The organism is Candidatus Sordicultor fermentans (assembly GCF_012728195.1).
GTDB classification, from domain to species: Bacteria; Atribacterota; Atribacteria; order Atribacterales; family Caldatribacteriaceae; genus Sordicultor; species Sordicultor fermentans.
The window spans coordinates 1-2035 of the sequence record NZ_JAAYFP010000144.1 but is presented as its reverse complement, the minus strand read 5'-3'; the positions used below and the strand labels follow the sequence as shown (position 1 = coordinate 2035).

At 40.1% G+C, this 2035-nt stretch carries 1 protein-coding gene and 1 pseudogene; both read left to right on the top strand.

Features of this window, described 5'->3' with window-relative positions; translation table 11 throughout:
• The first annotated feature begins 259 nt into the window (after positions 1-259).
• Positions 260-1714, top strand: coding sequence for a glucuronate isomerase (locus GXZ17_RS07600; RefSeq protein WP_409376691.1), 1455 nt, complete (start codon positions 260-262; stop codon positions 1712-1714).
• A gap of 48 nt (positions 1715-1762) precedes the next feature.
• A pseudogene (locus GXZ17_RS07595) lies at positions 1763-2035 on the top strand (uroporphyrinogen decarboxylase); the annotation flags it as partial.

Sequence of the window (2035 nt, the reverse complement as noted above, 5' to 3'; positions counted from 1 at the left end):
CTGGAGATAAACGAGTTCTTGAAGAAATACTGGTAAGAGATCCCCGGACAAAATCTTTTGAACAGGTAAAAGCAGTTCTTGAGGAAATTATGTCTTTGCCTATAAATGAGGAAATAGCCAGATATTTTGGATATAAATAAGATGATAAATATTAGTATTCTATGGTATATTAACTTTGAGGAAATAAATAAATCAATCAATAATTAATGATGAAGTACGCCGAGCGTCCTGAAAAATTCTTCTGGAGGAAGGTTTGACTATGAGTGGTGAAGATAAATTTTTAGGTTCTGACTGGCTTCTGGATACAAAAGAAGGAGTGAGGCTATACCATGATGTTGCTGTTCCCTTGAGACACAGATTAGGAATTGTTGATGTCCACACTCACTATAGTTTAAGACAAATTGTTGAAAATCAGCCATTTCCCAATATCTGGAAAGCTGAGGTTTTAGAAGACAGATCGGAATACGCTAATTGTGACCACTATATTATTCAACTGGCTTCAAAGTTTTCTGGTTTTTCTCAAGCTCTGGCAAGAGATCCCAGTCTCTCCGATTATGATAAATGGATGGCTTTGAGTAAAGTTTTTCCTAATCTGGAGGGTAATCACGTTCATCAGTGGTTTCATCTAGATCTAAAGAGAATATTGGGGATTGAGGACTTATTGAGTGCTGAGACAGGAGATAAAATATGGAAGCTGGCTGAGGAGTGTTTCAGGAGAGAGGATATGTGGCCCCAGGGTCTGCTCAGGAAGATGGGAGTCAGGGTCATTTTTACTACTGACGATCCAGCAGACGATCTCTATTATCATAAGATAGCTAAAGAAACTATAGATGATATTGTTTTTCTCCCTTGCTTCAGACCTGATGCTTATTGCGATATTTTTGATGAGGGATGGAGAGATAACGTGGAAAAAATATGCCAGCTAACGGGAGAAGATACCTCGCTCCGGGGTTTAGTTGAAGCACTACGAAAGCGACACAATTACTTTGCTGAGATGGGAGCGAAGGCGAGCGACCATGGGCTTCTTGAACCTTATGGATTGGAAGTGAGCGAAGAAAGGGCAGAGCAAATTTTTAGAAGAGCTTATGATGGTAGGGAAAGGTTTGCTATAAGGTCTTCTGAAACCAGGGAGTTCATTTCCTACTTAATGCATAAGTTTTGTGAGATGAATCAGGATAGAAGAATGGTAACGCAAATTCATTATGGTGCTTTCCGAAATGCAAACCAATATCTTTATAAAAATTGGGGAGCCAATGTGGGGGGAGATGTGGCCACAGAAGGTGTTACTATAGTTGAATTTCTAAATCCTCTTCTTTCAAAATTCTTTAGCGGAAAGAGCGATAATGAATCTCACCTGATTCTATATCCCATGAATCAGGCTTTTTCTCATATTAATCTCACTCTGGAGAGAGCCTTCCCTAATGTTCACCAGGGTTTTCCGTGGTGGCATAATGATGCTCCGTATGTGATGGAACATTTTCTCCTGTATACGGCCAATTCGTCTCTTTTAAGTTCAGTAGCAGGGCCAGTGAGTGATGCCCGGAAGATTTTGTCCGAGGGGAGCAGGTTTGAGGTTTTTGATAGAGTGATTTGTAAGGCTGTAGGAAAATTGCTTTCTGAAGGTCAAATCTCTCAACAGGGGGCTATAAGGACAGTAGAAGGGTTGATGCACAGAAACCAAGCCCGAATATTCGGCCTGGAAAATCCTTATTAAATTTTGGGTATGGTCATTTTGTTAGCTAATATATAGGGGGTGAAACTCATGGATGAAGCTCGGTGGAATTGTTTTGTAGATGCTGTATCTGGTAGAAATGAAAAAGTTGTTGTAGCTCTAATTGTTGATAGTCCCTGGATTCCAGGCTTTTGTGGTATGTCTAACTTTGACTATTATTTATTTCCTGACCGCTGGCTGGAAGCCAATATTAAAGTGTATTCCTCTTATCCTGATATTATTTTCCTGCCCGGTTTCTGGGTAGAATATGGGATGGCTACTGAACCATCTGCTTTTGGCTGCAAGATTGCCTGGTCAGAAAAT